The sequence below is a fragment of the Pectobacterium carotovorum genome, from assembly GCF_033898505.1.
Classification (GTDB): Bacteria; Pseudomonadota; Gammaproteobacteria; order Enterobacterales; family Enterobacteriaceae; genus Pectobacterium; species Pectobacterium carotovorum_J.
The window spans coordinates 70500-92251 of record NZ_JAXAFK010000001.1; the positions used below are offsets into that span (position 1 = coordinate 70500).

Sequence of the window (21752 nt, forward strand, 5' to 3'; positions counted from 1 at the left end):
CTCTTATATAAATTGAATGCCTTTCTCGATGAGAGAGTTAGGAATATAACCATCGATGCCAAGATGGCGACAAAATTCCTCAAATTGAGGTAAAGAATGCGCTTCTGCCTTTTGATACATGTTATATATTCTGTTCTCTATTGTTTTGGGTGATACGTTCATTTTTCTGGCGATTTCTTTATTTGATAAACGCTGTAATATCAGGAAAATAATATCCAACTCTGATTGAGTGAAAATGCTGGTTGTTAATTCGGTTTGTAACGTGGTCGGCTTCTTTTGGTCTATATATATGAGCGGAGACCGCGTATCTAGAGGCCTGGCATTCCACATCGTACCAATACAAAGCTTATTTTCATCAAAGATGGGGATCTTTTCACTGACGAAAGGCGTCAGCGTTTTCTTTCCATACCAATAGTGTGTTTCGATGACTGTGACTCTTTGCTCACTGTTTTCTGTCAGCCTGTCATGTTCTTTTAAATCATCAGAAAGTTCTGCCCAACTGGCAGGAAATTCATCATCTAGTCGCCCTTCAATATCAAAACGCGTTGGCGTATTGGTATAGAGGTAAGCGGCTTTATTCATGTAAACATGGCGTGATGATAAGTCTTTAATACCCCATGGTTCATTTAAACACTCCATCATAATAATCAGATTGCGAATATAATCAGTCATGTTTGTTTGTGATGATGGCATCCTGCCCTCCTTAATAGGCCGGAACTAATTCAACGGATCAATTTAGCTAAGTAATGTCGAGTATGCTTGTGCGCATATCCCGGTAGGTTTCCATATTCTTCGTATCCCAATTTTTCGTAGAACCCTTTGGCCTGGAACTCGAATGTATCCACATAAGCCAGATGGCAACCACGATTTAAAGCTTCTTTTTCAGCAGCCTGCATGAGTTGACGACCCAGTCCGCTTTTACGATATTTATCACTGACCCAAAGATATTGAACTTCTAATGCACCCCACCAGGTTCTGGAGATTAACCCGGCGATAATATTATTTTCATCGTCTTTGAAATTTAAAAAGAGCGGAGAAATATCAACAGCGTCGTACTGTTCGTTGTGTTTCCAAAGGCTTGCTATTACAAATTCTTCTTCATCTGAATCTGGTGTGTGAGTAATATTTAGATTCATTACAATAAAACCTCATTATTAGCACGCTAAATTATACTTCTAATGTGAATATTTCTTTATCATATCGAGCATATTTAGGCAAGAGTGGATTTCACCCGTTCTTAGGCTGCTGTATCGTTCTATGATAAGAAACATAATCTGATATTTGTTGATCGTATACAGGTAAAAATCAGAAAGTCAGCACGTATTTGCCCCACCAGGGAAAATATCCGATAATTTATAATGAAAACGTATGTTTTGTCGAAAAATATGTTTTTTATGAGTAGGTTACTTCTCTATTTTTCTCCTTGATTAACTTATCATTCTGCCCGGTTTATGTCAGCGAAATGCACCACGGTTTCGCTGGCGTTCCTCTCTCGCTCATCTCCTCTGCCAACGTATGTTGCAACCTATGCAAAAAGGCGACATTGTTATTCCCCGTCGTAGCATGGTTGCTTCAGGGCTGAGTTACTGCGTCTCATGACGTTGTTCTGGCGGAACGCGTACTCGCGCGCCATTTTTGCCATTCATGTTTTTCTATTCACGCATAGGCCGGAGAGTGGGTTGCATGTCGTTGAAAGCGTTACGCACGTTAGTCGCGATTGCTCAGTATGGATCGTTTGCCCGCGCGGCTGAAGCCGTGTGCCTGACGCAATCTGCCGTCAGCCTGCATGTTCGCAGTCTGGAAGAAGACTTCAAGGTGTTGCTTTTCGATCGTTCACGTCGCGTTCCGGTACTCACGGAAGCTGGACATCGTGCGGTAGAGCAGGCGCGGGATATTCTTGCGCAGTATGACGGCATTGCCGCCGAATTCGGCGAGGGCGGAGAACTGGCCGGGCGCTTGCGAATTGGCGCGATCCAGACCGCGTTGGCTGGTGTCTTACCCGCCGCGCTGGCCGCATTGCGTCGTGCTCATCCACGCCTGCGTGTACTGGTGAACTCTGGGATGTCGGCGGAACTGGCGATTCGCATTGATGCTGGCGAGCTGGACGCTGCCGTAACCACTGAGCCGGTAAAACCCTATCCAACCGGTCTGGTAAGTACGCCGCTGTATCAGGAAGGATTCTGGATCGTTGCCCCCTCGGCGCTGGCGTCTCTGGATGCCAGACAACTCCTGCAAGCACACCCTTTTATTCGTTTCGATCGTCGCGCCTGGGCTGGAAGAACCATCGATCGCGAACTGCGCCGCCAGCGGCTGCGGGTACAAACCGATATGGAGCTGGACAGTCAGGAAGCGATTGTACAGATGGTCGCCAGCGGGCTTGGCGTGGCGGTGATTCCGCTGTCCGAACGGGAGAGGGGCCGCCTGGATAATCTGACGTGTATCCCCTTTGGTGAGCCTCAACAGCAGCGGCGTGTTGTGCTGCTGGAACGTGACGATCGCCCGGCAACGCGCCTGGCGGCGGCACTGGCGGAAGCGATCCGAGCGCAGTCTGGTGAAGATGCCATTCATGAGAAATAATTGAGTTAACGTTGAGTTAATCTCGTTTTTTTCTCATCAGAAGTCCCGCTATGGTAGTGCCTGTTTCTTCAATTCAGGTACTGAGTCATGGCCTCCAATCCGCAATCCTTCTTTCTTTTATCTTCTGCGCCGTGGCGTGTCAGCCGATGATCGCCTCACTCCTGCTGGCGCTGTTGCCGATCGCGCTACTGATCGTGCTGGGATCGTGGTTACGCCAGCGATCTTTTTTGGCTGCGGCATTTTGGCCACAGGCTGAAAGGTTGGGTTATTACATTCTGCTTCCCGCGCTATTCCTACATGGGCTGGCGACGGCGCGTCTGGATGGCGTGCCGGTAGCGGCGATGATCCTGACGCTGGTGTGCTCAACGCTGGCTGTCGCTGCCGGGCTGGCTGTTGCGCGCCGCTTATTCCCCGTCAATGATGCGGCGTTTACCTCTCTATTTCAGGGAGGTGTTCGTTTTAACAACTACGTTGGCGTGTCTGCCGCCGCCGGGCTGTTTGGCGCACACGGCGTAGCGCTCGCGGCCGTCGCGAACGCGGCGATTGTGCCGACGGTCAATATTCTCTGTGTCTTGGTCTTTGCCCGCTACGGCAATACAGAGACTCCCTCATTCAAGAACATCGTGCGGCTACTGGCGCTGAACCCGCTAGTGGTGGCCTGCGCGATTGGCATCGTTTTGCAGATTACCGGATTAGGTTTGCCGCCGGGGATTGATCCAGTCCTGAAATCGCTGGGGCAGGCATCGCTGCCGCTGGGGCTGCTGTGCGTGGGCGCGGCGCTGGATTTCTCCGCTGCGCGTAGCTGGCTGCGCCCTGTGGTGATTTCATCATGTGCGAAATTTATTGCGATGCCACTCGTGACAATCGTCGCCTGCCATCTCTTCAATCTGTCTGGCCCGGCAGCGATTGCAGCCTTGCTGTTTCAGGCGCTGCCGACGGCATCGTCGTCCTACATCATGGCCCGTCAGTTGGGTGGTGATGCACCGTTGATGGCGGGCATCATTGCGGTTCAAACACTGGTAGCAGGCGTCGCGCTGCCGCTGGCTGTTCTTGGGCTGGGTAGGCTGCTGTAAATGTCTCGAATGTTCTTTTTGTAACAATGCCTTGTTAACGGCATGGTGATTTGTTCTTTTCTATCTAATTGTATTTTAAGTGAATTAATCATTTTATTGAAATGACAATAATAATGCGTATAGTTATCATTTACCTTTCTGTGCAAATGTTGACAAGAAACGCCTCAGCATCTCGCCAAAATCACCATCAGTTAACCGAGGATATACCATGTCTTTTGGAGTTACTCGCGCCGAAAAAACGCGCGTTTGTGATTCTTCGCTGGCCGGAGCAAAACCATTCGGAGTCTCTCTTCTCGCCCTGTTGATTTCAGCTTCTTTCCTGCCTGCTCAAGCCGCTGCCGAAGAAAATCCTGCCTCAGGCGATACGCTTGTGGTCAGCGCGACCGCCAATGCTAACGCGGAGGCCAGCGACCCGCAGGATTACAGCGTGAAAGTCACTAACGCCGGAACGAAGATGACGCTGACGCCGCGTGATATCCCGCAGTCGGTGAGCGTTATCAGCCAGCAGCGTATCGAAGATCAGGGGTTGCAGACGATTGGCGAAGTCATGGCGAACACGACCGGTGTGTCCTCTAAAATTATCGACTCCGAACGTGCAACGTACTTCGCTCGCGGTTTCCGTATCACTAACTACTTGTTCGACGGTATTCCGACGGTCGTTAACGAAATCTGGGATTTTGGTGATTCTGGCTCAGACACGGCAATCTACGATCGTATCGAGGTGGTACGTGGGGCGACCGGGCTAATGACCGGAACAGGTAACCCTTCTGCGGCGGTGAACATGGTGCGCAAACATGCGGACAGTCGCGAATTTAAAGGCTCGGTATCCGGTAGTTACGGCTCGTGGGATAAACAGCGGATGGTGGCCGATTTGTCTGCGCCGCTGACGGAGTCCGGCAACGTGCGTGGGCGTGTGGTTACGGGCTATCAGGATAATGACACCTGGCTCGATCGCTATAATAGCCGCAAAAAATTCCTCTACGGTGTGATTGATGCCGATGTGACTGATTCCACCACATTGTCAATTGGCTATGATTATCAGGATAGTCACATCACTAACCCAACGTGGGGTGGGTTGCCGACGTGGAATAGCGATGGTAGCCGCATTCGTTTTGATCGTAGTTTTAACACCGCACCAAACTGGAGCTACTCGGATAAAACCTCGAAGAAGGTTTTTGCCGATCTAACCCAGCGTTTTGATAACGGCTGGCAAGTACGCATGAATGGTACGCATGCAGAAAACGACTTTGACTCAAAACTGATGTATGCCAATGGTTTCCCGGATAAAGATACCGGAATACTGGTTGATCCGTTCGGCGGTAATGTCGGTGCTTATGGTGGATGGAATAAGGGAACACGTAAGGTTGATGCGATTGATACTTACGCGTCTGGCCCGTTCGAATTACTGGGACGCCAGCATGAGTTGGTGGTAGGCGGTAGCTATACTCGGCAGCGCAATCAATTCGCTAATGCCCAATCGACGATAAGCCCTGCGGATATGGGCAATTTTTACAACTGGAATGGCAATAGTGCCGATCCTACATGGGGGTCTTGGGTGGGTAGCACTTTTGTGCCGGGACTCTGGAATAATGATTATGAGCACTCAACCACACGACAGAAATCCCTTTATACCTCAGCACGATTCTCGTTAGCTGATCCCTTGCACCTGATTGCTGGCGCACGTTATACCGACTGGAGCATTATTGGTTCGACGGGAGATACCAGCAACAATCGCGTGACGCCTTATGTTGGTCTGGTGTATGACATCAACGATACCTGGTCAGCGTATGCCAGCTATACCGATATCTTCCAGCCGCAAACGCAGAAAGACATTAATAAAAAATATCTGTCTCCGACGACGGGTAAAAACTACGAAACCGGTGTTAAAGGGGACTGGTATAACAGCCGCCTGACGGCGTCGGTATCCGTTTTCCGCATTGAACAGGATAACGTGGGGCAATCAACGGGGATCGCGATTCCTGGCGGTGGCGGAGAATTTGCCTATCGTTCAGTTGATGGTGTCGTCAGCAAAGGTATCGAGTTTGAAGTTAACGGTGCGGTGACGGATAACTGGCAAATGACGTTTGGCGGTACGCGCTATGTGGTTGACGATCGGGACGGTAAGTCGGTCAATCCAGAACAGCCGCGCACGTCGTTCAAGCTGTTTACCCGTTACCAATTGCCAACGCTGCCGGAGTTAACCGTGGGCGGCGGTGTGAACTGGCAAAATGGTATCTGGCAGGAAGGATCTGGCCCGCAAAACACCACGCTGCGCGCCGAGCAGGGCAGCTACGCGCTGGTTAATCTGTTTGGCCGCTATCAGGTGACCAAGCAACTGGCGGTGCAGGCGAATATCAACAACCTGTTTGATAAAGAGTATAGCGACTACCTTGCGCCTTATGCCGTGTATGGCACGCCGCGCAGCGTCTCGATGACCGTTAACTATAATTTTTAGCTTGATGTTTTGAGCTGATAAAGAAGTGTTGGCTACAACATGTAGATGTAATATTACGTGTGTCTTAATAATGTTTCCTCGTTCATCATATCGATGAACGAGGAAACTATTGCTAATTAACCTGCGACTAACCAGAAAGAAAGCATCGGGATTTGAATGTAGAATAACGTTTTATCTTCAACCGGCCACAGTTGAAGGCTGACATTAAGGTTTTGATATTTTAAATTATCCAGGAATAAAGCGTTTCCGCCTTTATAATTGTGCGGATTATTAGCTTTTCCTTCATGATAACGAACATTCTCTGCGGAGCCTCCGTCGAAACTGACGGTGGCAGAGCCAGATGTCGCACTGGGATCTTTATCAAGCAAGTTAATATCCACCGTTGCATTAAAAGGAACGTGATGAATATTGACTGCGATAGTAATATTGGCACTGTAATCACTTATTGAATTAACTTTTATCGTGCCGCATTCACTCATGCTTCCTCTGGAAAATAGTTGCCATGATGCGGGCAATACTTTTCCTGCGGTGGCTGCTGTTCCTACAAATTGTGTGATTTTAGCCATTTTTATTCTCTCTCAATTAAGTTTTGTGTATGTCCCCATGCGTAACAAATGAAATAATCGGTCGCTCACATTGTTAATATTGAGTTTTGATATATTTTTTTGTTTGCATGTTAAATAAATTTAATTGTAATTAGGGTAATGCACAATATGACTTGTGGATGAGGGAGAGATGGCGTATGTCAAATTGAATACTATTTAACTCCATAATGAGTAATGTCTTCTTGTATCTCCTGGTTAGCTAATAATGGGCTGTTTTTAAATACTCGAACTTGTTGAAGGAAATTATTCTAAAGATTAAGTAAAAGAATATTCCCATCGACGGCATTTATGGGGGATAAGCGTCAGGCATTGACGCTTTTTGTTTGTTTGCTAAGGTAATGGAAAAAACACGCTATTCAATCATCGTTACCCGTCAGGAAGACTGAGAATGATCTCAACGCAATACGTCAGCCGAATCGCGCTGGCACATGAAAAGGTGGACTCATTCGAGGTTTATCCGTTTTCTATCCCGTCGATTCGCTCGCTGGATAAGCTGGAACTGCACCCGAAAGTCACCTTTTTTATCGGCGAAAATGGCTCAGGAAAATCCACGTTGTTAGAAGCCATTGCTGTTTCGATGGGGTTCAACCCGGAAGGCGGTACCCGCAATTTCAACTTCGGCACCCGTACCTCGCATTCCAGGCTGTCGCATTTCCTGCGTGTGGCGAAAGGGATTAAGAAACCTAAAAACGGTTTCTTCTTACGCGCCGAGAGCTTTTTCAATGTCGCGACGGAAATTGAGCGGCTGGATAGCGAGCCCAGTTTTGGTCCCCCCGCGATTAACTCCTATGGCGGCCATTCGCTGCATGAACAATCCCACGGCGAATCCTTCATGGCGCTACTGCTCAATCGGTTTGGCAAAGAGGGGATTTATCTGCTCGACGAACCGGAAGCCGCGCTGTCGCCCAGCAGGCAACTGGCTGCTATTGCCCGCATGCACGATCTCATCCGAGAAGGATCGCAGTTTGTTATTGCAACCCATTCTCCGATTCTGATGGCGTATCCCGACGCGACTATCTTTCAGTTCGGTGAAGACGGAATACAACAGGTCGCGTATGAGGACACGGAGCACTACCAGATTACGCGTGCTTTCCTGAACAACCCTGAGCGCATGCTGCGCGAGCTGATGGTGGAATAGTGCTCTAAGAGTCGGTATATAGCACATTCATTTATATCGTTTTAAATTGTGTGTTGAACTGAGGATTACTAATCGCCGTAATATGGGATTGAATAATCTGCCACTCTGCACAAGCACTTTGGAACCAGGCATTAGCGACAACAATGACGCTGTTATCTGTCGCTTGGCTCAAATTCTGAATAATAGCCTCCATTTCACCTTGATAGATATTCCATGTGGTGCGCATCTCATCCAGTGTTTGATTGATGGTATCAATGTCGCTGATGACGTAGCCACTGCTCAGAGTTAACCCCTTGAGGCAGGCCACCGTGCGTTCATCGTTACTCAGCCCCTCTTGCTGCGTGATAATTTTTTGCTGGTAATCGCTGATTTGCTTCTCCATATCAGCGAGTTGATCTTTGGCTTCGATGAGAGAGGAAACGCCAATACCAGCCAGTATGAGGGAGAGGCCTCCAGTAATCGGTGCCAGAAGAATGCCAAATATTGTTTCGAGAATGCTCTGGTGTTCGGCAGACTGCGCATTAGCGATCGTCTGTCGATCTTTTCCAATTTGAGTGCGCAGATTGCTGATCTGGGTGTTGATGGAGTCAATCGTAATGCTAATGCTGTCCTCCTGTGCCTGAACCTGAGCAATCGTCTGTTGCATGGTTTCTTCGGCATCCATCATCTGCTCTTCGAACCCCTTCAATGTCGAGATATAGTTGTTCATCTGGCTCTGCATTGCCTGTAACGGGGGAGATAATGCCTGTAACTGGCTCACGGCCTGTTCCCGTAACTCGGAGGAAAATTGCGTTTCCAGTTGCTGGAATAACTGAGTGAGAGGCCCCTGTGCGGCGGTGATAGCATCACCACAGGTAGCGATAGCGTTCAGAATGTCACTCTGGAAATATAGAGTACCGCTGCGGCGCCAGGCTACGACCAACTGCTGAGCATTGCCCAAATCCTGATCGAGTTGAGAATACCAGGATGCATTAACTGATTGAATTTCTGCTTCAATCAATGCCTGACAGGAAGAATGTAATAGCGCCATCGCGCTTTGGGAGCGGTCTATTTGCGTATTGCAGGCTTGCGCGTTAAACGTCATGAGATCACCTTGCTGGATTGTGTGATCTCGCCCTTTTAAAAGGGCGAGATAATAAAGGGCGTGATATCAGGCTGCTTGCTGTATGGTGCCGTCCATGTTCATGGTGGCTTTGGGGACAGAAACTGGCAGGTCCGCCAACTGCTGGGCGAAGCTGGTCGCTATAGCCCACTCACTGTCAGCCGCTTCTGAGAAGACCTCTTGGACAATGATATCAAGGGAGCTTTCCGCTTGTGCCAGCTTGTCGGCAACGCCCTGTAATTCGCCCTCAAATACAGTCCAACTGGTGCGAAAATCAGACAATGCGGAAGTGGCGGTATTGATGTAGGTGATAGCCTGTTGGCTGGCAAGGGCCAGACCCTGCAAGGCCACGATCTGTTGCTTGTCGGAGTCTAATTCTTTTTGGTCTTGTGCTATTTCATTGAAATTATTATTTATTTTTTCTTGCATTACTCCCCACCCAACTGCTCCTCCCACAGACAATAGGCCACCAGCTCCACACAGTGTTGCACCGACTCCGAATGTTTCCGGTATCAAAAGAATGCCGATTACAGCGAGAATGAGACCGAGGAACGTTGCGCCAATACTGGCAGCCAGCGCGATGTTTTCTGCGGTGATGATGTCGTGTAATGTCTTGATAGCTTGATTCATTTTAGCGACATCATTTTCCAGGTCGGTCTCTGCCGATTGAATATTACTAGCCCCTTTAGTCAGTGCGGTATGGGATTTTTGCATCTTTTCCCCCCATTTTTTGAGCTTTTGAGCGGTATCATCTGCATTGCTCACCATGCCAGTTATTTGCTCTTGTAGAGCGCTAATCAACTCGGCAACCTTTTTGACATTGGGATCGTTTGCACCCATCGCATCAGGATGCGCGTTTGCGATATCCTGGATTTTCTGAGAGAAAGCGGCGTAGTCACTCCCGTAGTTGATCACCGCCAGAGGAACACCGCCGGTGATATCCGGCGCCAGATTATTGATCCAATCGGAGGCGTCGGCCTGTGCTTCGTCCAGCTTGCTGGACAGGCTGTCATACCAACTGGGTTTTGGCTGTGGTGGAACAAACGTGGTGTTGAGAATGCCGTGGCAGGCCTGAGTGATCAGGTTTAGGGTGAGAAAGGCGTTTTGGGTTTTGTTTTTCAGGGTAGTGATATTGCTGCTCATATTTCTCTCCTTCGAGATTAGCCAGAATACTTGTTGGGATTTTGTGGGTCGAGAATCACAGGTGAACCAGCTTGGGTTACCTTCTGCGGAATGCTAGTGGCAAAGGCCGAAAGGGCCTGCCAGTTAGCGTTAGCGGTTGACAGCGTGACAAGATCGAACAATTGCGAGGGATCTGCATTGGCCTCAAGCGCGTTGATGGTTTCGTTGACGCTGTCGAGTTGCTCACTCCATAACGTTTGCAGATTGGAAGCCCCTTTTCCTATTTGGGAAAAGGTCAACTCGAGGTTGTTTAACAGTTGTAGAACCAGTTTGGTCCCAGCCGCAGCCTGTGCGGCATCAGAGGCTTGAATCTGAAGATCCGCAATTTCTTTCAGGGTACTTGCTACTTCAGCTGTATCCTCTATTTCTTCATAGAAGTACTTGCCGATGGTGATGGCTATCGACGCCATGTCCATAAAGGAAATACTTTCTTCTGCTGTTTCTGTGGCTACCTTGTAAAGCAGAGTGACGGTGGTGGTGGCGATTTCTTTGCCTGTACTGATATCCTCACTGGTGATACTGCTCTGTAAGGACGCGACCAAATCCTGCAAGTGTTGCAGTTTGGCTGCAATGTTCTGCATCTGCTGCTCTTCTTGACTCAGGGCGTTCCAGCCTTCGTTGATACTTTTATCTAGCAAAGGTTGGATATTGGCGAAGGCTTGCTGGTGCGTCTTTAACGAGTCAACTGCGGTGCCTGTGTCCTTCACTGCTTTGGTCAACTGGGGCCGCAGCACGTTCTTCAGGAGCTCCAGCCATTGGTCCTGTGACAACTTATTTTCTTGTGCTGTAGCATGAACTCCGGCAAAAGCCGTGGCGTAGTCAGGGAACTGAAGAAGAATACTCCCCCAGATATCTGGCCTGTCCTGAACCCATTGATTTCCGGCAGTACTCAGCATGGACATCCGGCTACGTACCGAGGTGAGCCAGTCGGGGTCATCCGGCAGTTTGCCGATAATTGTATTGTTACTGGTGAAAGCGTAGCTATCGAGCTGCATCACATTGTTGAAAGAGTCGGTGAGCAGTTCTTGTGCGTCATAAATGGTTGGGCTCAACATATCAGCTAATCTCTATGAAAGGGTCAAAAGTCATGGAACGACCGTCCAGATCTAGAACCACAGAATATTGCTGACCGCCAGTGGTGCCTTGTGCTTCCACCCGGCCTTGCCAGTACGTGCCATTGATACTGTTAACGGCGACAGGTACGCAGACTTTGTCATTCACCATTTGGCCTGTGAACGAAAGGATGGATACGTCACTTGACAGCGAAACACCAGTGACATGCCAGTTGATGACCTGACCATCCTGACAGGCCGTCTTCAGCTCCTCCTGACCTTCATTACCTGAACCCACATATTTGTTGGTATCGATCAGATAGACATTCGAACCCAGATCGTTGGATGCCAATGCATTTTCTGCATCTACTACAATGAGTACGTCAATTTCGTTCATTGCTCTTTCCTCGCTTTTTCACACAACATCGATTGCAGAACTGAGAGAAAATGTTTTTTCTCCTATCCGCACGTTTACTTCATAAGAGAAAAATGAGAACTGCCCCCGTGATTCGACTCTGCCAAGCCAGGGATTGCCGTTTGCTGCTTCGCTTTGTGGCTGGCAGATTGCTTGTTCCACCATTTGTCCAGAAAAGCCGGTGATGGTGATATCACCACGCAGGCTCACTGGCACGGCATGCCATTGAATCTGGTCGCCATCCTGAGCAACGGTATGCAAGGTTGCATCACCTTCACCCCAAGAGCCTATGAAACCGTTGTTATCCACTAAATAGGCATTATTCGTAATATTTCCTGACGTGAGAGTTTCTGCTGTATTGACCACAATAAGCACATTAATTGTCTTCATTTTTTTCCTTTTTTTTAAATATGGTTTTTAATTTTTAATTTGTTTATTAGATGAAATAAATAGGATTTATTTTTTAATTATGTTTATTTCATGGTTGTTTTTTTGTCAAATTAGCTTGGCTTTGTTATTTTTATTTGTTTGTATTACTATTTGTTTTTTATGGTGTTTTGTTTTTTCAGGTATTTGTCGTAGGGGGTTTGGATTAGGCCTTTTGTATTGGGGTGTTTGTTTTATGTTTTTGTGGCGGTTTTATGATTGTTATCGAGTGTATAATATAAAAATGAGATGGTGATGGTGGGGGAATATACTGTTTCTATATTGTAAATAATTGGATTCATATAAGGGAATGAATGACTCATGGTGTTACTCACCTCGTTAGCATACGTTCAACGTCAGGTGACAGCTTGTAGCTGCCTGAATCCCCTATTTTTTGTTCTCGAAGAAAATTCCACTTGTTTTTTGGCCGTGCGTGAATAATGCGTGTGCCGCCCGTGTTTGGTAAAGAGCAGGGCGGCCTTGGCTTTTCTCCTTAATTCGCTATAGATAGCTTAAGGTGAAGTTCGCCGTTGCCATGAAATCACCGGACTGAATCAGATCGTCGCGTATTTTTTCGATGCGGGCCGAAAAGGGAATAGTGTTGTCCCCGCTTTGCAGGACAATGTTGTCCGTACTGCTGTTGATACCGACCAGTTTGTCCGCATGATAAATACCAACCGCGATGCCTTTGGCACCGGATGAGGAATCCAGCGCCAGCCGATTAGGCAAGAGTGGCTCTTCTTTTCCTGAAAAGCGGATGGTGACGTTTTGGTAGGTATCCAGATTGCAGTCCGTGAGGTTAATCGCGAAGTCGTGCCATTCGCCGTAGCGATTAGCCTTTAAATAGCGCGAAGAAACCTCGCTCATATCCACCACAATCGCTTTGCTATCCGCACTGACATTACAGGCGGCGTTGACGACGAGAACGTGAAACGTTACTTCATGGTCGTCCATTGATGATACCTGCTGAGCGATGGACTCTCCCGAAGGAAGCGTCAGGATGCCGAGTGTAAACGCGAGCAGCACGCGGTATGGTCGGGTTTTTATTGCTGTGTTGTTATTGTTTATCATCGTTGCGATCCCATGGGTTAATGATAATTAAACCGCAGAATAATGTTTTTCTCGGTATCGCCTACCACCGCGGGGCCGGAGGCGTAGAGGCGTGCCGTATAGCGCCGTTCGATCACGCCGCTCGATGCCGTCAGGCCGTCAACCAGACCGATGAACTGGTTAAACACTACGTTATTGCCGCTGCGCGTATCTTCGATTTTCAGCGTGGCGCCATTTCCCATATTCATGCCGTCTATCCCGACGAGTGAATTTCCCCGCGACGAGGCATCAAAGTTAATGTCCAGATCGAACCCCTTGCCGCAGTCTTCTCCGCCGTCGGTTGATACGTTGATGTGGAAGTCCGTTTGCGCCAGTGCATTCGCTTCTGTACCGGCCCATGCTCTGACCGTACCAAAATCAACATAGCTGTCGGGCGAGACGTTAATCTTTGCAGCGCACTGCATAATGTCTATGCCGTGTAGCCCTGACAGGCTTAAGCCATAGTTGCTGTCGGGCTTATTATTGATGCCTCCTTCGCCGTCGATCTGGAAGACGCGCAGCGCATCCACGCCCGCCGTGGTATCGGTGATATTCCCCGTTTTTTCGAGATAAAGCTGCACTGTGACATTCAGCATGGTTGGGTTGGCAGGCGGTGTTGAACCGCTGGGGCCCGGTGCGATCCACTGCCCGGTGGATACACGGGAGGCGGTGGTGCCGCCATTGGTAATGACACCGAGATCCTGACCGTTATAGATGATGCCAATGCCAACCCCCTGACTGATGACCTTACCTTCGGGATTGGGATAGAAGTAGGACATCTCACCCTGTGGGCGTACGGATTTATATGCCCAGCAGGCCAGGCTGCGGGTATAGGGTTTTGACGTCCAGAGGCGGCTGCCAATAGGCAATGTCGCTGGGATTTTGAGCGTACCGATATCCTCATAATCGTTTACCGGGCCAGTCACGGTGCCCAGCCGACATTCCAGTGCGCTGGCGTTAAACGCCGTTAAGCCGAAAAAGAGCGACGCGCAGAGAGCGACATGGCGATGTTGATGAATAGCTAACCAAGACATGGCGGTTCCCTATTGTTTATTTATGGGGCGTGGGCTGGCACTGGTTTTGTACGCAGGTGAAAGGCAGCTCCAGATGGCCGCCGTAGTCGTTGACGTAGTACAGATAGAAGCGATCGATTGCCCCGTCATTCACCTCAACCGGCAGGGTTGAGCGTGGCGCGATCATAAAGGCGTTCCCCTTCAGTAGGCTGGCAGGATTGGTGCGCGTCGCTTTAGGTTGTTTCAGGATGGCGCTTACCGTGATGTAGTACGGCGTTGGGTTTTCTACCTGAAAGGTGTTTCCCGTTTTTCGGATCGTCAGTTTTTCCTGCCAGATTTCATCCTTAGCGGGTTTTACGCTGCGGGGACGGAAGAACACCTTAATTTCAGACTGAATAGCGATCTGTAATACGTTGGGTTTTTCCGCTTTGGGGGGAATTTCCCGGACGTTGAGGTAAAACAGCGATTCGCGGTCGGCTGGCAATTGGCTGATTTGCTCAGTCTTGACCAGACGGATCAGGCTATATCCTTTCGCTTCGATGCGCTGTAACGGCGGCAGCACCATCAGCGGCGTATTCACTTTATTGTGCTTATCGTCTGTCAGCCAGGACTGCGCCAGAAACGGATTCTCTGCGTTTTGGTTCATCAGCATGACCGTCGCGGATTGTTCCTCGTCGTTAAAAATAACGCGGGTGCGATCGAGACTCAGGGCGCTATACGCCGAAGGCAGCAAAAACAGGCCGCCGATGAGGAATCCTGCAACTCGCTGATAAAATGGGTGTTTCATAACGTACTCTCCAGACTTGTCTATTTCTTCGCGCCGCTTATTTACAGGGAAGCAGCAGCGCATCAAGGTGATTTAAGGTTGTGGGCAGGGTGATGGAACACTGTGTTCTTCCCTCCCAGATGACGGACAGCGTTTCACCAGGCGAGACGCCCGTGATATAGGCTTGGCCGCCGTTGGTGATCATGGCGATATCACGACCTTTCTTGTTTTTGATCTGCGCGGCAAACGGGGGATATGCGCCGTTGGCTAGCGCAATGTGCGCCATGATTTTTTCCCCGCTAACGACGTCGAATTTGCGGTAGCCGATTGCCCCTTCGGTCAGCGTGCCTTGCACCACCGTCGTCATGGCCTCGATGTTCTGCGGTAATTTCTGTACATCAATCCGGGTTGATACGTCGTAGTAGCTGCTGGTACCGGCAATAACGGCCAGACCGTAGCGGTTAGTTTCAACCTGGCTGCCAGTGAACGGCACGCCCGGCTGCTCGGTATCGACCATGATGCGGGTGCCACCCTGATTGCCTTTCGGGTGTGCCGCCACGCCGTGGCGAGTTGCGGTAATGCCGCCACGCAGTGAACCGTTCAGGTAGGTATAACGATCCTGTTGCCAGGAGACGCCCACGGTGGCATCCGTCATCGGCGCCAGATGGGTATAGTTACCGCTCAGGTAGGTACGCTCTTTGCTGTCGTACCGCGTGCTCAGGTTCCAGGTTCGGCGCGGGTCGGTGTTATTGGAATAGGTGAGTGCCTGATTGCTGCTGTTGTTATAGCGTCCCATGCTGTAGCTCAGGCGCTCCTTATCCCCGAGTGGAATGGAAAAGCTCAGGTACAGGCTGTCATCGGTACGGCGGTTGAATTCGGTGCGATAGGCCGATAAATTCGCGGCAATCCCTTTAAATGCGCCGATATCAAAGTACTTGTTCAGCGAAATCCCGTAGCGATCCTGCTCAGCTTCATTCCAGTAGGTTTGGCGCGTATAGGTGACGTAGGTCGACAGCCCGCTCAGCAACGAGGATGATTCCTGCGTCGCGAAGTTTTTGGAGAGCGTAACGGTGTAACGCTCTTTTTCATTGCGATAGCGGTTATCCAGATTCAGCGCATAGAGATACTGCGCCATGCTCATGTAGGTCTTTTCTGAAAAGCGGTAGCCCGCGAAGCTGATCTGGCTATCGATCGAATTGAAATACTTAGACCAGTTGAGTGAGAAAGCATGCCCGACTTGCGACGAGGACATGTCTGGAAGCGTCGCGCGTGACTGCGTAATGTCAGCGGACAACGCGCCCAGCAGGTAGAGGTTTTTCCCGATACCTGCTGACCAGGACTGGTAGCCATCGGACAAAATGCTGCCGCCGTATACCGACCACGCGTTAGATAGCCCCCACGAGGCTTCGGCAGCAGAAAACGCTGGGCCTTGCAGGCGATGGTTGGTATTCGAAGGTTTACCGGCGGCGAGTTTGTACTGAACATGTCCTGGCCGCGTCAGGTAAGGCAGGTTGGCCGACTCGGTCTGGAACGTCGTCACCGTGCCATCTTCCTCCGTCACGCGAACATCCAGCGTGCCGCTGACGCCGTTCTTCATATCCTGAATCGCAAAGGGGCCGGCAGGCACGGTAGTTTCATAGATCAGCCTGCCATTTTGCGTGACGGTCACCGTCGCGTTTGATTTGGCGACGCCGCGAATTTCGGGCGCGTAGCCACGCAGCGATGGGGGAAGCATGTTCTCATTATTGGCTAATGACGCGCCGGTAAAGCGATAGCTATCGAACAGGTTGCTGCTGAAATACATTTCACCCAGCTTGAGATCGGCCGAAAGCGTTGGCAGCGGGCGATAGGCGTAAAACTGATCCCACGAAAAGCTATCTCGGCTCGAGTTACGCGATTTTTGCAGAAAATAACGATAATCGGCACGGTAACGCCAGGCTCCCAGATTGAACCCCGTGGTGCCATAGCTGCTGAGATAGTGTGTTGTGCCTCTTCCATGGGTATCTCGACGGACGTTCCCGACCAGATTGTAATCCAATAGCGCGCCGCCGATGCCGTGATCCCATTGCTCGGGCGGAATCCAGTTTTGATCGCTATAGGCTAACCACGCCTGCGGGATCGTAATATTCAGCGTTCCCATACCGATCTGGTTAGAGACTTTCACACCGGCAATCGGGGTCAGATCGACACAGCTTTCGTTATGCCAGAGTGCGATTTTGTCGCGGGCTTCTTTCTTCAGCGCCAGCTTATCGACGAGTTCTGGGGGGAGGCAGGCCGTTGGGCGGGATTGAGTATTGCCTTCCGGCAGATAGTGAATGATCTGCTGTTGTATTTCACGCGAGTTCACTTTGATTGATAAAAGATAGGCTCCGGGGGTGACGTATTCGGGATCGGAAAAATGGCTAAGATCAATGTCACTACGCTCATCGACATCCAGTACATCAACGTTAAATTCCGTTGCACTGATCGATGTTGTACTCAAAGAAAAAATAAAAACGCTATAGCGAAATAGCGCCGATTTTACGTTTTCTTTGAGCGTTATATTCTTCATTGCCATAGGAATATGTGCTTGAGTAGATGCCGCGTTGTGGTTATTCATTCATGTCAGCCGACATGAATGAATAAGGTGCAAGGGGAGGATGTCTCCCCATTTTTTTTCCCATACTGTGTGGCTAGCTGATCAATATTTATTGATAGGACACGACAAAGTTAGCGGTGCTGGCGAAAGAACCTGTAGTCACGGCAGGTGCCTCTCCTTCCTGTGGAGTAGGAAGCTTGGTTACATAAGACGTGAAGGAGAAGATGTTGTCTCCATTTGCCAGTGGTGTGGCGGGAACGGCTGGCGTGGTTCCATCGAATTTAATCTTTTCACCGATGCGTTCGACTGCAATACCTGCACCCCCAGCACTGCCGTTTAATGCCAGCAGTTCATTATTGGTGCCGGATGCCACGCCGCCGGAGAAAACAATTTTGGCGCTGGTCGCGGTATCCAGACTGCAATCTCTTAATGTGATATCGAACGGCTTAATTTCTGACGTGCCGCCGTTTTCCAGCACGGTTTTGCTGATTTCACCAAACTCGATCGTTTGGTGCAGATCTTCCTGAGAGACGGAGCAGGGGGTATCAATAATTTTTCCTTTGAATGTCACAGAACCATTATGTGAATCTGCGGCATAGGCACTGAAAGAAAATACCACGGGGATGAGGGACGTCAGGGCGATCTTTGATAATTTCATATTGTGCTCTCTCTGTTGGTTACTCTATTTAAAAGATGAACGCTATGCACGAGTGCTTTTCCGTATTCATGCATAACGGATTGTTGCTGCTCTTTTTGAATGACTCTATTGGTTGGCTGATGGTTGGTTACCTTTCGTATGGCAATATATTCATCAGCCGCCAACCCAGATTGCTCTGGAACGAGGTGAATAGTAGGGTTGTGGGATGTAGCAGTCAAATATATTGATTTAAATACTTTTATTTAGTTTAAATGTTTTAAATTTACATTTATTTAGATTTTTATTCTGTTTGGTGTTTTTCTTCTTTCAGGAGGTATTAAGGGGTAAAAATATAAATTCAGACATAAATCATGTTAATTCAACGCGTTATTTAGTATTCCATTGATTTGTATGGCTATGGTGTAAGGTCTCTGTCTTTTTATAAAAATAATGAAATGTCTTTTTATTTATATTGTTCTTAAACGAATGTTAAATAACCTTTGACAATAAATTGGTAAGTTTTATATCCTTGGCTGATATAGCGACGTTGCGCGCTATATAATTGATTTTACTTTTATAGATAACGTATCGGTTGTTTTGGTGGAGTGCTATTTTCAGACTATTCTGTAGGTATTTTCATTAAAAAATAACGTATCTATCAAGCTACTTATAAAAAACGATAACGTCTCTTAATCGTGATGGAAAAAGGTCGTATGGTTTATTTGATTAATGATTTAATCATTTTTAATGAAGGAGAGGGGACACTTGCATGGATAGAACGTGAAAACGAAGCAACTTCTTTGAGTTTCCCTGTTTCTCGCTTGTTCTGCTTGCTCATTGAGAATCAGGGAGTTACGTTAAGCCGCGATTTTTTATTAAAGGAAGCATTAGAAAAACACGCACTTTGTCCTTCTCTTAATAATCTCAACAACTATCTTTCTCTCCTAAGGAAAGTATTGCGCGAATTTGACCTTTCAGATTCGATTGTGACTATTCCTAAATTGGGTATCATTTTTAACGTTAAAAGCGTCACTAACTATCCAGCAGTGGGTGAGGAGGAAAAAGAGAAAGAAAGGTTAAATCAGGAGGTTGAAGATAAAATTGAAGAAGATATCGATGACGGGGAAAAGTCATTTTCTATAGAGCATCACGCCATTCCTGAACCCGTAAAAAAGCAGAAATACATCATGTTCCTTCTCATATGGGCTGCGATAGTTGGGGTTTTTCTACTCGCGTTGGAGAACATTAATCGTTTTCCGTATCGGCCTCTTGTCGATGTGAAGATGAGCGGGAAATGCGATTTGTTTTATTTATATGACAGTGTTGGTTATCCTCTCCCCATCGATTATGAGAATCTCTGTTCAGATAACACATTGTTCTTCCTGTCTAAAAAAATTGTTATATCTGAAATGCTGGATAAAAAAAGTGAAATCGTTATTTCCTGCAGGAAAGATGGGAAGGGATGTGTAACTTATGTTAATAATTAAAGTCAGAAAGAAAATTTTTTGCACCACGGTGGTGCTTTTTATTTCATTTTCCCTGGGGATTATTTTTTATTTAAAAAGCAATTTATACAGAAAGCCGCTGATATGTCAGGGTGAGGTCACTTTTTATTCAGAAGAGCAACGTATCAGAACAGAATATGACGTCTATTTTTATCTAAATAATAAAAATAGAGCGCTGGTTTTAGTCAACGGTTTTTACCTCGGAAAGGATGGCGTGCCGCTGACGATTCGACGTACATTCAGCTTTGACTCCGTTTGGGAAGGGAACCGATTAATGGTGCACAATATCCTGATAAACAAGAACATCAATGACAAAGCCCCCAATGATGCGATCCCCATATTGGCGGAAAATGATGTTATCCAGTTCGAAATGCTGACGAAGCATGCCTATCTGATTAGCACTGTACAATCGAAGATGGCGTGTAATATCCGCGATTAATGGGAGCTGGAACAGCGTAACCTCATTAATCGCAATGCTTGGCGTGTTGCTTATGCGCTTCACAACACGTGTTGTATGAAATCATCAATATCTTCAATTGCCTGCTGAAAATCAGCAGGGGACGGGTTAATCATCAGATGATCAGAGTAGCCGTTTAATAGCGCATCCAACTGGCGGGAGACGCGCTGGGTATCCGTATTTTTAAAGGCACCAGACGCGACGCCTGAGGCAATAATCTCTTCCAGTAAGGCAGACCATTTCTCTGTCATGACATGGGCGAGTTCTGCGTAAGCGGTATTGTGAACGGCCAACTGCCATAGCGATCCATACAGATTCCAGATGACGTCAGTGGTATCCGGCAGGTAATTCTTCACCAGCTCATGCAGTTTCTCTTTCGGCGGTAACGTGGCGATTTCTACCGCGACTGCTTCCAAATCCGCCTGCATGAACGCCGTTAGCGCCTCAATCGACAGCGTCTGCCAGTCAGGAAAGTAGTGATAAAGATGGCTGCGCGAAATACCAACGTGTTCCGCCAGTTCGCGCGTTGTCACTTTCTCTATGCCTTTCTCAATAAATAGCTCGATTGCGCCATCAAGGATTTTGTCTTTTAGCGCTGTCGTCGTCTCTTTCATTACTGTCCCCGCGTTGACTTTGAGCAAGTGCTCAAATACAATTTTTGCTCTTGAGCAACCGCTCAAGTATAACTCTGTTAAATACGATTCTCATGCAAACCCATAATATCAGCGAACCAGTCAAGGTTTCGCATAGTGCCGCTGTCACCCTTAAAAAACTCGGAAAGCGGCATGGAAAAAAACTGATTCTCACCCTGCTGCTGGTGGTGGTGGAGAACGTGACTTACCTTCTTTATCCCCTGATGGCGGGCTTCGCCATTAACGCGATTCTGAATGCTCAGCCTTGGCACGCGGTGCTGTATGCGCTGATGGTTTTCATTATGTGGGCGATTGGCGCGGCACGGCGCAGCGTGGATACCCGCACATTCGCCCGTATTTATGCTGCACTGGCCGTACCGGTGATTCTGGCGCAGAGAAAAGAAAACCATAACCATTCGACCATTGCGGCGCGCGTGGCGCTCTCACGCGAGTTCGTGGATTTTTTCGAAATTCATCTCCCGGTGCTGATCACATCGCTGGCGTCGATCACTGGTGCCGCTGTGATGCTACTGGTGATTGAATTCTGGGCGGGCGTTGCCTGCGTCGTTATCCTGCTGTTTTTTGCTTTATTCCTGCCGGGTTACACCCGTAAAAATGAAGTTCTGTTCGGTAAATTAAATAACCGTCTGGAAAAAGAGGTTGGTTTTGTCAGTAGCGCGACGGCGGCTTCGCTCACCAAGCATTACCATGTGCTGGCCGGGTTGCGTATTCGCCTGTCGGATCGTGAAGCGCTGGGCTACCTGGCTATCGGTGCCGCCGCTGCTGTACTGTTTTCACTGACGATTTTGTACATGACGCTGAACGGCGGGACCAATGCGGGGCATATCTATTCGGTGATGACCTACATGTGGATGTTTGCCATGAGTCTGGACGATGCGCCCGGCCTGTTAGAAAAATACTCGCAGCTAAAAGATATCGGGAAGCGCGTAAACACGGGCGTGGTGTGAGTGAATCACGTTTGCGGGCGAGGGGATAATACGCTCTCCCGTTGAATAAGAAACCCAGCGATGCCGCTGGGTTTCTGAATCT

21 protein-coding genes are annotated in these 21752 nt (G+C 48.5%); 7 read left to right on the forward strand and 14 right to left on the reverse strand.

Annotated elements, in window-relative coordinates:
• Positions 1-3: 3 nt before the first annotated feature.
• Together R9X49_RS00290 and R9X49_RS00295 are read right to left on the reverse strand one after the other, a co-directional pair.
• Positions 4-693, reverse strand: a complete 690-nt coding sequence (locus R9X49_RS00290; protein WP_319846752.1) for a helix-turn-helix transcriptional regulator — start codon at positions 691-693, stop codon at positions 4-6.
• 29 nt (positions 694-722) lie between these two features.
• A complete protein-coding gene (locus R9X49_RS00295) occupies positions 723-1136 on the reverse strand; it encodes a GNAT family N-acetyltransferase (protein WP_319846753.1) in 414 nt (137 codons plus the stop codon).
• Positions 1137-1683: 547 nt separating this feature from the next.
• On the opposite strand from R9X49_RS00295, the gene R9X49_RS00300 reads away from it, so the two are divergent.
• From R9X49_RS00300 to fhuE, 3 genes are all read left to right on the forward strand, one after another.
• Positions 1684-2577, forward strand: coding sequence for a LysR family transcriptional regulator (locus tag R9X49_RS00300; protein WP_319846755.1), 894 nt, complete (start codon positions 1684-1686; stop codon positions 2575-2577).
• A 146-nt stretch (positions 2578-2723) separates the two neighbouring features.
• The gene (locus R9X49_RS00305) at positions 2724-3650 is read left to right on the forward strand and encodes an AEC family transporter (RefSeq protein ID WP_319846756.1); all 927 of its coding nucleotides are present in this window, start codon (positions 2724-2726) and stop codon (positions 3648-3650) included.
• Between the two features lie 208 nt (positions 3651-3858).
• Entirely contained in the window at positions 3859-6105 is a 2247-nt protein-coding gene (gene fhuE, locus R9X49_RS00310; RefSeq protein WP_319846757.1) for a ferric-rhodotorulic acid/ferric-coprogen receptor FhuE, read from the forward strand.
• Between the two features lie 116 nt (positions 6106-6221).
• Here the strand turns inward: fhuE and R9X49_RS00315 are convergent, their stop codons facing one another.
• The gene (locus R9X49_RS00315) at positions 6222-6671 is read right to left on the reverse strand and encodes a hypothetical protein (RefSeq protein WP_319846758.1); all 450 of its coding nucleotides are present in this window, start codon (positions 6669-6671) and stop codon (positions 6222-6224) included.
• 427 nt (positions 6672-7098) lie between these two features.
• Between R9X49_RS00315 and R9X49_RS00320 the strand changes: the two genes are divergently transcribed.
• Positions 7099-7848, forward strand: a complete 750-nt coding sequence (locus tag R9X49_RS00320) for an AAA family ATPase (RefSeq protein ID WP_319846759.1) — start codon at positions 7099-7101, stop codon at positions 7846-7848.
• A 31-nt stretch (positions 7849-7879) separates the two neighbouring features.
• Here R9X49_RS00320 and R9X49_RS00325 read toward each other — a convergent pair whose 3' ends face one another.
• The 10 genes from R9X49_RS00325 to R9X49_RS00370 form a co-directional block, all read right to left on the reverse strand.
• Positions 7880-8932, reverse strand: coding sequence for a hypothetical protein (locus R9X49_RS00325; RefSeq protein WP_319846760.1), 1053 nt, complete (start codon positions 8930-8932; stop codon positions 7880-7882).
• 66 nt (positions 8933-8998) lie between these two features.
• A complete protein-coding gene (locus R9X49_RS00330; RefSeq protein WP_319846761.1) occupies positions 8999-10093 on the reverse strand; it encodes an HBL/NHE enterotoxin family protein in 1095 nt (364 codons plus the stop codon).
• A 17-nt stretch (positions 10094-10110) separates the two neighbouring features.
• Entirely contained in the window at positions 10111-11187 is a 1077-nt protein-coding gene (locus tag R9X49_RS00335) for a hypothetical protein (protein WP_319846762.1), read from the reverse strand.
• Position 11188: 1 nt separating this feature from the next.
• Positions 11189-11581, reverse strand: a complete 393-nt coding sequence (locus tag R9X49_RS00340) for a hypothetical protein (protein WP_319846763.1) — start codon at positions 11579-11581, stop codon at positions 11189-11191.
• Between the two features lie 18 nt (positions 11582-11599).
• Positions 11600-11989: a hypothetical protein gene (locus R9X49_RS00345; RefSeq protein ID WP_319846764.1), complete on the reverse strand. Its 390-nt coding sequence runs from the start codon at positions 11987-11989 to the stop codon at positions 11600-11602.
• Positions 11990-12526: 537 nt separating this feature from the next.
• Positions 12527-13096 carry a fimbrial protein gene (locus R9X49_RS00350; RefSeq protein ID WP_319846765.1) on the reverse strand — a complete coding sequence of 190 codons (570 nt, stop codon included), beginning with the start codon at positions 13094-13096 and terminating at the stop codon, positions 12527-12529.
• A gap of 17 nt (positions 13097-13113) precedes the next feature.
• On the reverse strand, positions 13114-14148 hold the full coding sequence (locus R9X49_RS00355) for a hypothetical protein (protein WP_319846766.1): 1035 nt from the start codon (positions 14146-14148) through the stop codon (positions 13114-13116).
• A gap of 16 nt (positions 14149-14164) precedes the next feature.
• Positions 14165-14914, reverse strand: a complete 750-nt coding sequence (locus tag R9X49_RS00360; protein WP_319846767.1) for a molecular chaperone — start codon at positions 14912-14914, stop codon at positions 14165-14167.
• 37 nt (positions 14915-14951) lie between these two features.
• Positions 14952-17492 (reverse strand): fimbria/pilus outer membrane usher protein, encoded by a 2541-nt coding sequence (locus R9X49_RS00365; RefSeq protein WP_319846768.1) that lies wholly within the window; start codon positions 17490-17492, stop codon positions 14952-14954.
• A gap of 88 nt (positions 17493-17580) precedes the next feature.
• On the reverse strand, positions 17581-18129 hold the full coding sequence (locus R9X49_RS00370) for a fimbrial protein (protein WP_225087082.1): 549 nt from the start codon (positions 18127-18129) through the stop codon (positions 17581-17583).
• A 692-nt stretch (positions 18130-18821) separates the two neighbouring features.
• Here R9X49_RS00370 and R9X49_RS00375 point away from each other — a divergent pair.
• Positions 18822-19595, forward strand: a complete 774-nt coding sequence (locus tag R9X49_RS00375; RefSeq protein ID WP_319846769.1) for a winged helix-turn-helix domain-containing protein — start codon at positions 18822-18824, stop codon at positions 19593-19595.
• On the forward strand, positions 19582-20052 hold the full coding sequence (locus R9X49_RS00380) for a FidL (protein ID WP_225087084.1): 471 nt from the start codon (positions 19582-19584) through the stop codon (positions 20050-20052). Before R9X49_RS00375 ends, R9X49_RS00380 begins: the two co-directional genes overlap by 14 nt.
• Positions 20053-20111: 59 nt before the next feature.
• On the opposite strand, the gene R9X49_RS00385 is transcribed toward R9X49_RS00380, so the two are convergent.
• The gene (locus R9X49_RS00385) at positions 20112-20684 is read right to left on the reverse strand and encodes a TetR/AcrR family transcriptional regulator (RefSeq protein WP_319846770.1); all 573 of its coding nucleotides are present in this window, start codon (positions 20682-20684) and stop codon (positions 20112-20114) included.
• Between the two features lie 92 nt (positions 20685-20776).
• Between R9X49_RS00385 and R9X49_RS00390 the strand changes: the two genes are divergently transcribed.
• Positions 20777-21670 carry an ABC transporter six-transmembrane domain-containing protein gene (locus R9X49_RS00390; protein WP_319846771.1) on the forward strand — a complete coding sequence of 298 codons (894 nt, stop codon included), beginning with the start codon at positions 20777-20779 and terminating at the stop codon, positions 21668-21670.
• Positions 21671-21752 lie beyond the last annotated feature (82 nt).

What these genes read in the sequence shown, in the direction of transcription:
- R9X49_RS00290 (WP_319846752.1), bottom strand. Translation starts at nt 693, where the DNA reads ATGCCATCATCACAAACAAACATGACTGATTATATTCGCAATCTGATT.
- R9X49_RS00295 (WP_319846753.1), bottom strand. Translation starts at nt 1,136, where the DNA reads ATGAATCTAAATATTACTCACACACCAGATTCAGATGAAGAAGAATTT.
- R9X49_RS00300 (WP_319846755.1), top strand. Translation starts at nt 1,684, where the DNA reads ATGTCGTTGAAAGCGTTACGCACGTTAGTCGCGATTGCTCAGTATGGA.
- R9X49_RS00305 (WP_319846756.1), top strand. Translation starts at nt 2,724, where the DNA reads ATGATCGCCTCACTCCTGCTGGCGCTGTTGCCGATCGCGCTACTGATC.
- fhuE (WP_319846757.1), top strand. Translation starts at nt 3,859, where the DNA reads ATGTCTTTTGGAGTTACTCGCGCCGAAAAAACGCGCGTTTGTGATTCT.
- R9X49_RS00315 (WP_319846758.1), bottom strand. Translation starts at nt 6,671, where the DNA reads ATGGCTAAAATCACACAATTTGTAGGAACAGCAGCCACCGCAGGAAAA.
- R9X49_RS00320 (WP_319846759.1), top strand. Translation starts at nt 7,099, where the DNA reads ATGATCTCAACGCAATACGTCAGCCGAATCGCGCTGGCACATGAAAAG.
- R9X49_RS00325 (WP_319846760.1), bottom strand. Translation starts at nt 8,932, where the DNA reads ATGACGTTTAACGCGCAAGCCTGCAATACGCAAATAGACCGCTCCCAA.
- R9X49_RS00330 (WP_319846761.1), bottom strand. Translation starts at nt 10,093, where the DNA reads ATGAGCAGCAATATCACTACCCTGAAAAACAAAACCCAAAACGCCTTT.
- R9X49_RS00335 (WP_319846762.1), bottom strand. Translation starts at nt 11,187, where the DNA reads ATGTTGAGCCCAACCATTTATGACGCACAAGAACTGCTCACCGACTCT.
- R9X49_RS00340 (WP_319846763.1), bottom strand. Translation starts at nt 11,581, where the DNA reads ATGAACGAAATTGACGTACTCATTGTAGTAGATGCAGAAAATGCATTG.
- R9X49_RS00345 (WP_319846764.1), bottom strand. Translation starts at nt 11,989, where the DNA reads ATGAAGACAATTAATGTGCTTATTGTGGTCAATACAGCAGAAACTCTC.
- R9X49_RS00350 (WP_319846765.1), bottom strand. Translation starts at nt 13,096, where the DNA reads ATGATAAACAATAACAACACAGCAATAAAAACCCGACCATACCGCGTG.
- R9X49_RS00355 (WP_319846766.1), bottom strand. Translation starts at nt 14,148, where the DNA reads ATGTCTTGGTTAGCTATTCATCAACATCGCCATGTCGCTCTCTGCGCG.
- R9X49_RS00360 (WP_319846767.1), bottom strand. Translation starts at nt 14,914, where the DNA reads ATGAAACACCCATTTTATCAGCGAGTTGCAGGATTCCTCATCGGCGGC.
- R9X49_RS00365 (WP_319846768.1), bottom strand. Translation starts at nt 17,492, where the DNA reads ATGAATAACCACAACGCGGCATCTACTCAAGCACATATTCCTATGGCA.
- R9X49_RS00370 (WP_225087082.1), bottom strand. Translation starts at nt 18,129, where the DNA reads ATGAAATTATCAAAGATCGCCCTGACGTCCCTCATCCCCGTGGTATTT.
- R9X49_RS00375 (WP_319846769.1), top strand. Translation starts at nt 18,822, where the DNA reads ATGGTTTATTTGATTAATGATTTAATCATTTTTAATGAAGGAGAGGGG.
- R9X49_RS00380 (WP_225087084.1), top strand. Translation starts at nt 19,582, where the DNA reads ATGTTAATAATTAAAGTCAGAAAGAAAATTTTTTGCACCACGGTGGTG.
- R9X49_RS00385 (WP_319846770.1), bottom strand. Translation starts at nt 20,684, where the DNA reads ATGAAAGAGACGACGACAGCGCTAAAAGACAAAATCCTTGATGGCGCA.
- R9X49_RS00390 (WP_319846771.1), top strand. Translation starts at nt 20,777, where the DNA reads ATGCAAACCCATAATATCAGCGAACCAGTCAAGGTTTCGCATAGTGCC.